Consider the following 8,900-nt stretch of genomic DNA (forward strand, 5'->3'; position numbering starts at 1 on the left):
CAGATCGGGATTGAGGAAGTTCTGTTTGACCAGATCGTCGCTCTTGGCCAGACCTGCGCGGTTGTTGTTGTAGGCGACGATCAGTTCTTTCTTACCCATCAGCTTGAGGTCATAACGATCGGTAGGTCCGAACAGCATGAACGCTTCGTCGAATAGACCAACCCCGGAGGTCACGAAGTCCGGGGTGTCGTAGGCGATGTTCGGCGCGCGGCGCACACGTCGCTGACCGACCAGGTACTGCCAGGCGGCACGATTGGCCGGGTCTAGGTCCCAATGGGTCATCAGCCCCTCGCCGGCTTTGGACGTCGGCAGCTCGGTCAATAGCTTGCCAACCAGGTATTTGCCAGAAAAGCTTTCCGGGCTGCCGTTTTCGACGTAGTAGGGAAACTGGTAGGTGTACTGGGCCCGGGTCGCCTGGACTTTTTTGCCGCCTGCAGTCATCAGCCAGGTATCGAACGGCGAACTAATGGTGTCGCCGCCCTGCCAGGACAACCGGTAGTTCCACAGCACTTGCGCGCCGTTCTCCGGAATCGGGAACGGGATACCGCCGTAGGCGTTGGCGACTTTCTCGGTCTCGACGACCAGCGTGGCGCGGGTGGCATTCTTGCCGGTGTTGTCATAGACCCATTGCGGGGCAGCCGCCGAGCGGTGGGTCGGATACACGTCCAACCGGTAGTCCGGGTATTTTTTCAACAAAACCTTGGTGCCTTCTGCCAGCTCGCTGGCGTACTGCTCCATGTTTGAGGCCTTGATCGAGTACAGCGGTTTCTCGCCGGCGAATGGATCGGGACGTTTGTCACCCGGTTTGTAGCCGGGCGCGACCTTGGTATAGCCGCCATCCCAGGCCGGGATGCTGCCATCGGAGTTGCCGGCGCGCTCGCCGCCAAGAGGTGTCAGCTCAGACTTTAAGTGTGCTGCCTGTTCGGGCGACACCGCTGCCTGCGCCAAGCTCATGCCAGCAAGGGCCAGGGTAAAGACGCAAGTGTTGAGAAAAGCATTGTTCTGCATGGCGAATCCACCTTATTAAAATGAGGTTTTCACGTAGAGCGAGACGAAGTCGCGGTCGGCCAGCGACTGCCCGTAGCTGAAATTCCCGTCCTCGCGCAGCCCGGCTTTCGGCGCGCCGAAGAAGTTCACGTAGTTCAGGCCAACATCCCAGCGCTGCAGATAAGTGGCCTTGAGCCCGACACTCCAGTCTCCGGAGTGGGTATTGCCGAAGCCCGATTTATTGACGGCCGAAGAGCGCCCATCGAGCACCACCCCCATGCCCATAGGCACGGTCAGGTCGATCCCATCGATAATCTGGAAGTACGCCGGCTCGACCAGTACCCGCAGCGCCGTGGCATCGCGGGTCGTGTTGGAATCAAGGGCCGCGGCGTTCTCGGTGATGCTCAGGGTTCGGTTCCAGGCCAGTTCGGCGAGTGCCGAGCCGCCGTCCCAGAAGGCTGTAGGTGACAACAGATAAATCGCCGACAAGTTGGCGTGCGCGGTCTTGCCCCGAGCAAACAGCGAATTGTCCCCCCCATCAGCGGCCGTGCCCGGCGTCACCACTTGCAGATTGCTCACCAGCGGCGCATTCCAGCGCACCGAGGTTTCACCGGCGAAGTTGAACGGGCCGTAGGCAGTGGAGAAGCTAACGCCGGCAGTCTTGATATCTTCGGCGTAGACCTGGCGATAAGAACTCAAGATCGGCAACCCGGTGGCCGCCGCGGCCGCACCGTCGAGGTAGGCGTACAGGCCAATCGGGGTTTTGTCGTGATACTGCGCGGCGTAGAAACCCAGCTCCAGTTCGGTTCCCGACGGTTTGTAGCGAATCTGCATGCCGCCCTGCCCCGAGTTTCTCGGCTTCAGGTCACCAGCATTCACCGTGTCATTGCCAAACACCTCATGCAGCGAACCGCTACCGTAACCAATGGCATCGGTCTCGCTCAGGTAACTGCCGGCACCGGGCAGGTTGGAACGCTCCCACTCGAACTGGTAGTAAGCGCCCACCGACAACTGCGGGTTGATCTGCAACTGCCCGGAGATCTGATTGACCGGACGCAGGATTTCCTTGAACTGGGTGCCCGGCACGCTGAGCAGCTTGACCACATCGGTCGGGCCCTGGGCATTGGCAATGCCGTTGCCGCCATAAAACAAGCTTTCACCGTAGATCAGGCTATGCCGCCCTAGGCGCACCACACCTTGGGAGTCTTCGCCGAGATCACCGCGCAGGAACACAAAGGCATCGAGGATTTCGGCGTCACGGCCATTGAGCTTGCGGGTGTCGCTGAGGAAATGCGGTTGCTCGCTGCCGTCGGTCCCCTTGTTGTAGATATCGTCGTACCAGGCTGCGCCGCTCAGGCGCAGCCCGTAATTTTGCCGACTGAGGTCCATTTCGGAAAACAGGTCCAGGCGGTTGGAGACTAGGCCGGTGCTGAAATTTTTATCACCCTGGCCCTGGATCGAGGGATACAGGCCGCTGGCGGTTGGCGCGTTGGTCAAGCGGCTGTCCTGCCCCTGTAGACGCCAAGCCTGGCTGTACTTGATGGTGTTGTCCCAGCGTAGTTTCCAGTCGGAATCGCCGAGATCCAATTGCATGGCCTCGACCCTTTCGATCATCGCGCCTGTGCTGCATAACGCCAGAAACAGGGCGCAGTGCTTGAAACGAAAGCAACCTATTACGTTGTCCATGGACGCTCCTCATTATTTTTATTTTCGGCATGGCTTTGCACGCATGGCGCCAGCCAACACGCTCGGGCAGCGGCTTACACCGCTATTTACTGGGTTGCGTTTCAGATATAGGTGGAGGCCAGGCCGCCATCGACCGCCAAATTGACGCCGTTGATCCAGCGCGACTCGTCAGCACACAGAAAGGCGATCACCGCCGCCACCTCATCGGCGTAGCCGGGGCGCTTCATGCGATGGGCATCGGCCTGGGTTCGGGCCTCACCCAGCATGCTCACGAAGTCGCCAAGGATAGGGGTGAAGACCGGGCCTGGGGCCACGCTGTTCATGCGCACCGAATGTTCGAGAAACCAGGGCTGGGCCTGCAGGTAGTTCCAGACGATCAAGGCTTCCTTGAAATACTGGTAGCAGGTCTCGTCCGGTACTGGGTGCTCGGCCAACCAGGCTTGCGCGGCGGCGAAACCTTCGATTCGCGCCAGCTCCTTGTGCAGTTCCAGGCGTAACGGCCACTCAGCACCGAGGATCGAGGCGATATTGACGATGCTGCCACCCGCGGTGATACGCGGCAGCAGTGCGTTGCTCAGGTGACGCAAGCCCAGGTAGTTGACCTTCGCCAGCAGTTGCGGGTTCGCCGTGCCCGGTACCCCAGCGATATTGCACAGGCTGTCGATTCGCACGGGTAACTGCGGCAACAGCCGGTCAATGCTCTCGGCACTGCTCAGGTCGCCCTGGACAAAACCGTCCAGGGTCATGTGCGGGGCCTTGAGATCCACACCGATCACTTGGGCGCCGTGGCTGCGCAGCAGGCTTGCAGTCGCTGCACCGATACCCGAGGAGACCCCGGTCACCAGTACAATCTTGTTGTCGAGTTTCATGTTGAGTCCTCTTATTGTTTTTGTGTGCTCGCCTGGTGGGCCGACCACTCTCGTCGGCCCTAGCCCCATCAGAAGGGGTAGTGCGGCGCCTTATCCTTGACCGTCACCCACTGCCATTGGGTGTACTCATCCCAGTCGGCCGGGCCGCCAACGCTGCCGGCATTTCCCGAATTGCCGCGCCCGCCGAATGGATTGACGCATTCATCGGCCACTGTCTGATCGTTGATGTGCAGCAAACCGCAATTGAGTTGCTCGCCAATCGCCATGGCGCGCCCGACCGAAGGCGAGATGATCCCCGCGGATAGGCCGTACTCGGTACGATTTGCCAACTGAATGGCTTCTTCGTCACTGGCGAAGCTCACCACTGTGGCCACTGGACCGAAGATTTCCTCGTCGAACGCGCGCATGCCAGGGCGCACGCCTGACAGCACTGTGGGCAAGTAGCACAGTTCTTCGTACCAGCCGCCAGCCTCCAACTGCGCACCGGCAGCAATGCTGTCCTTGACGATCTCATGCACTCGCTTTAACTGCCGGGCGTTGATCAATGGGCCAAGTACTGCTTCGCCGCGAGCGGCATTGCCAACTGTCAGGGCATTCGCTTTCTCGGTCAGCCTGCGGGTCAACTCCACGGCGATTGATTCATGCGCCAGGATAAGTCCGGTGGCCATACAGATCTGTCCTTGGTGCAGCCAGGCACCCCAGGCGGCATTGCTGGCCGCCAGCTCAAGATCGGCATCCTCGAGAACGATCAACGAATTTTTACCACCCAGCTCCAGCGCCACCTTCTTCAAGTGGCGGCCAGCCAACTCCGCGACCTTACGCCCTGCTGCAGTAGAACCCGTGAACGCGATCATCCGCACATGTGGGTCACGGCACAGCGCCTCACCCGCCTGGGCAGCACCCGGCAGCACCTGCAGCAACCCTTTGGGCAGACCGGCTGCTTCAAACAACCGGGCAATAATGAAACCGCCGCTGACCGGCGTCTGCGGATCGGGCTTGAGTACCACCGCATTGCCAGCTGCCAGCGCCGGGGCCACCGAACGCAGGGAAAGTACCAAGGGAAAATTGAATGGAGAGATCACACCGACTACACCGTGGGGCAGTCGACGCGCATAGGATAAGCGCCCCGCTTCGCTGGGCAGCACTAGACCATGGGGTTGCGACAACAGTCCCGCAGCCTGATGCAGCAAGACAATGGCCTCACGAACCTCATGCTCACCTTTGAACAGACTGCCGCCGCTTTCCCGGGCGATGTACAGCGCCAGCTCGGCAAAGTGTTGCTGAGCCAGTGCTGCGGCTTTGCGAAAGATCTCCGCCCGCTCGCGCGGCCCCAATGCCGCCCAGGCCGGCTGGACACGAGCGGCAGTCATACTGGCGAAAGCGATGTCAGCGGCATCGGCCAGGCCGGTGACCGTCAGTACTTCACCGGTGGCTGGCTCGCGTACGCTATTGCTGCCGCCCAATGGACGTATCCAGTCACCATTGAAAATACGCTCGCACCACTGCTCGTCTCGCAGAAAATCAGAGGGTTCATTTACCGACATTTCGGCCTCCCGGCTCTTGTGTTTGTCATCGCCCGACGCCGCCTTGGTGAAGCGGTGAAGTCGTCTGCGTCGTGAAAGCACTAGAGCAAGGGCTGTGCCGGTTTTCTCTATCTTGCCGTTCTTTAGATGGCGAAGGCTCTGGCACAAGGGCTTAAGAGGAGCCCCCAGAGATTGATCAACAGACTTGAGGCGCGTCCGGTACTGCGCCACTTGTTCAAATGATAAAGTTATGTTTAATAACTTCTTTGGCAGTTACTCATTTCGGTCAGTCATTGCGCTCAGGGGCATAACAATGAATAACCCCCACTTGTTGTTTCCCGGTCTCGCGACGCGTGAGGAGCACTTTTCGCCCCGCGGAGACAGCTCCCAACTGGCCGAGGGCAACTCACCGACCCTGGCCGAGCTGACCGAATGCCTGTTCTTTTCCCCTGTCGACGGACGCATCTGGCTCAACGATCAGCGCATGCTGCTATTGCACAGTTCATCCTTCGGCGCGCTACGCCGGGAGATCATCGATCGCCAGGGACTGGAACAAACCCGTGGTCTGTTTACCCGCACCGGCTACCTGTCAGGCGCACGCGATGCACGGCTGATCCGCGAGCGCTGGCCAGATGCCGACGCCGCGGCTATTTTCTCGGCCGGTACTCGCCTGCATACCCTCGAAGGCATGACCAAGGTCGAACCCCTACACTTCAAGTTCGACGCCGACTCTGGCTTCTACGAAGGTGAGTTCCTCTGGCATCACTCCTGCGAGGCCGACGAACATATCGCCGCCTACGGGACCGGCCAGGACCCGGTGTGCTGGACCGAATTGGGCTACGCCATCGGCTATGTCAGCGGGCTGTTTGGGCGCCTAGTGATCTTCCGTGAAATCGAATGCCGGGGTATGGGCCACGAGATCTGCCGAGTGGTCGGCAAGACCGCCGAACAATGGGGCGATGTAGAACAGGACCTGAGTTATCTCACCGCATCGCCATCCAGCGTCGCCCCCAGGCAGCCTCCAGCTTCAGCACCCGCCCCCGATGACGACAGCGAAATGCCTGGCGGGCCAAAAGCTATCGGAGCCAGCGCCGCCTTCAATGCCGCCACCCTCGCCTTGCAGCGTGTGGCACCGACACCCGCTACGGTGCTGTTCAGCGGTGAATCGGGGGTCGGCAAGGAGCTATTTGCCCGCCAGTTGCATCAGTGCAGCCCACGCCATCAAGCGCCGTTCGTGGCCCTCAACTGTGCCGCGATCCCGGACAATCTGATCGAGGCGGAACTGTTCGGTGTCGAACGCGGGGCCTATACCGGCGCCACCCATTCGCGCCCTGGACGCTTCGAACGGGCTCATGGCGGCACCCTGTTTCTCGATGAAATCGCCAGCCTCAGCCTCCCAGGTCAGGGTAAGCTGCTGCGCGCATTGCAGGAGCGTGAGATAGAGCGAGTCGGTGGTAGTCAGGCGATCAAAGTGGATGTCCGGGTGGTGGCGGCAACCAACGTCGACCTGCGCAAAGCCGTGGCGGCCGGAGAGTTTCGCGAGGATCTGTTCTACCGTCTGAACGTCTTCCCCATTACCCTGCCGCCACTGCGTGAGCGACGCGATGACATCCCGTTACTGATCAACGCGTTCCTGCGGCGCTTCTGTAAGGACTACGCTCGCAAACCCGCCGGCCTGACCATGCGAGCGCTCAAGGTGTTATTGCGCTACGACTTCCCCGGCAACGTGCGGGAACTGCAAAATCTGGTGGAGCGCGGTCTGATCGCCAGCGAAGACGGTCAGGCCATCGATCTGGTCCATCTGTTTCGCAACGAGCCATTGCCGCAGGAGTTGTACTCGCTGGACGACAATGGCAGCCTCGCGGCAATCGACCAGAGTCCCGCCAACACAGCGCCTCGCCCAGCCTTGCTGGAAACCTTGACCCGACTGGAGCAAGGATTCTCCATTGAAGGATTGGAGTCGCGCTTGATCGACGAAGCGCTGCAACAGAGCGAAGGTAATTTGGCTGCTGCGGCACGAATGCTGGGGTTGAGTCGCGCGCAATTTGCCTACCGGCTGAAGAAGTACCGACAGGCATCGGCCTGATTCGGGCGGGTCAACCTGCGGTCAACAGCGCGAATACCGTTAAGGACATTAACTATCCTCCGTACACACCGGTCCAAGTAACATGGCCGCTTCGGCAGAACGGCCATCCTTAAGCGCAAAGCCACCCACTTCGATTATCCACAAGAACCGCCATCGGCGGTTTTTTTGTGCGTGAACGCACGATAATGGATCCATTAATAAACGACCCAACATTATCAATTCATAGCTTATTCCCACAAAATATGGATTTTTAGCATCAAACAAGGTTGACTCGATGGATTCACTTATCGCTTAATGGATCCATCAAAACAAAAACAAGCGTTGATCTGGAGATTGTTCATGTACCCAAAAAACACGTGGTACGTCGCCTGCACCCCCGATGAAATTGCTGGAAAACCACTCGGTCGGCAGATTTGCGGCGAAAAAATTGTTTTCTATCGCGGCCAGGAAAACCAAGTGGCCGCAGTCGAGGACTTTTGCCCGCACCGCGGCGCGCCGCTGTCGTTGGGCTATGTCGAAAACGGCAACCTGGTGTGCGGCTATCACGGCTTGGTCATGGGCTGCGATGGCAAAACTGTCGAAATGCCAGGGCAACGGGTACGCGGTTTCCCTTGCAACAAGACTTACGCGGTGGTCGAGCGTTACGGCTTTATCTGGGTCTGGCCTGGAGAGCAGGACAAAGCCGACCCGACATTGATCCATCACCTGGAGTGGGCCGTGAGCGATCAATGGGCTTACGGCGGTGGTCTGTTCCACATCGGCTGCGACTATCGCCTGATGATCGACAACCTCATGGATCTGACGCACGAGACCTACGTACATGCGTCCAGCATCGGCCAGAAAGAAATCGATGAAGCCGCCCCAATCACGACGGTCGAAGGCGATGAAGTGGTCACCGCACGCCACATGGAAAACATCATGGCTCCGCCGTTCTGGCGCATGGCCTTGCGCGGCAACAATCTGGCCGACGATGTGCCGGTTGACCGCTGGCAGATCTGCCGCTTCTCGCCACCCAGTCACGTACTGATCGAAGTGGGTGTCGCCCATGCCGGCAAAGGTGGCTACCACGCCGCCCCTGAGTTCAAAGCGTCAAGCATCGTGGTCGACTTCATCACTCCGGAAACCGACACCTCTATCTGGTACTTCTGGGGTATGGCGCGCAACTTCAATCCGCAGGATGAAGCACTCACTGCGACCATTCGCGAGGGCCAGGGCAAGATTTTCAGTGAAGACCTGGAGATGCTCGAGCGCCAGCAGCAAAATCTGTTGGACCACCCCCAGCGCAATGTACTCAAGCTCAATATCGACGCGGGCGGCGTGCAGTCGCGCCGCGTCCTGGAGCGAATCATCACCAGCGAGCGAGCCACCCAGCCAAAACTGATCGCCACCGATCAATAGCTTGGTCAGGGCGCGCCATGCCCGCCCCTTGCGCAGCACAATTTCAAAACAACCAGAAGTGACCACTGTGGTGGCAACGCTCCGAGGATGAAACATGATTGATGTGGTGGTGGTATCGCGCAAAAACGAAACTCAGGACATCTGCAGCTATGAATTGGCCAGCGTCGATGACAGCGCATTGCCCGCTTTCAGTGCTGGCGCGCACATTGATGTGCACCTGCCCGGCGGACTCATCCGTCAATACTCCCTGTGTAATCACCCCGAAGAGCGCCACCGCTACCTGATCGGTGTGCTCAAGGATCCTGCCTCGCGCGGTGGCTCACAATGCCTGCACGAACAGATCAACACCGG

At 59.5% G+C, this 8,900-nt stretch carries 6 protein-coding genes and 1 pseudogene; 3 read left to right on the top strand and 4 right to left on the bottom strand.

The genetic code is table 11. The annotated features are described in order from the left end of the window. The 4 genes from M0974_RS21620 to M0974_RS21635 all read right to left on the bottom strand — a co-directional run. A partial coding sequence (locus tag M0974_RS21620; RefSeq protein ID WP_297841478.1) for a DUF1329 domain-containing protein occupies nucleotides 1–1,008 on the bottom strand: 1,008 nt, incomplete at its 3' end. A 15-nt stretch (nucleotides 1,009–1,023) separates the two neighbouring features. Beyond that, nucleotides 1,024–2,673, bottom strand: a complete 1,650-nt coding sequence (locus M0974_RS21625; RefSeq protein WP_297841480.1) for a DUF1302 domain-containing protein — start codon at nucleotides 2,671–2,673, stop codon at nucleotides 1,024–1,026. A gap of 101 nt (nucleotides 2,674–2,774) precedes the next feature. Then, entirely contained in the window at nucleotides 2,775–3,542 is a 768-nt protein-coding gene (locus M0974_RS21630) for a coniferyl-alcohol dehydrogenase (protein WP_297841484.1), read from the bottom strand. Nucleotides 3,543–3,610: 68 nt separating this feature from the next. Continuing rightward, nucleotides 3,611–5,086, bottom strand: coding sequence for a benzaldehyde dehydrogenase (locus M0974_RS21635; protein ID WP_297841487.1), 1,476 nt, complete (start codon nucleotides 5,084–5,086; stop codon nucleotides 3,611–3,613). Between the two features lie 292 nt (nucleotides 5,087–5,378). Here M0974_RS21635 and M0974_RS21640 point away from each other — a divergent pair, with 292 nt between their 5' ends. The 3 genes and pseudogenes from M0974_RS21640 to M0974_RS21650 all read left to right on the top strand — a co-directional run. After that, complete coding sequence (locus tag M0974_RS21640) at nucleotides 5,379–7,151, top strand: sigma-54-dependent Fis family transcriptional regulator (protein ID WP_297841490.1); 1,773 nt, start codon at nucleotides 5,379–5,381, stop codon at nucleotides 7,149–7,151. A gap of 339 nt (nucleotides 7,152–7,490) precedes the next feature. Next, nucleotides 7,491–8,549, top strand: a complete 1,059-nt coding sequence (locus M0974_RS21645; protein ID WP_297841492.1) for an aromatic ring-hydroxylating dioxygenase subunit alpha — start codon at nucleotides 7,491–7,493, stop codon at nucleotides 8,547–8,549. Nucleotides 8,550–8,643: 94 nt separating this feature from the next. Continuing rightward, a pseudogene (locus M0974_RS21650) lies at nucleotides 8,644–8,900 on the top strand (oxidoreductase); the annotation flags it as partial.

It is taken from the genome of Pseudomonas sp., from assembly GCF_026224925.1.
Lineage (GTDB): Bacteria > Pseudomonadota > Gammaproteobacteria > Pseudomonadales > Pseudomonadaceae > Aquipseudomonas.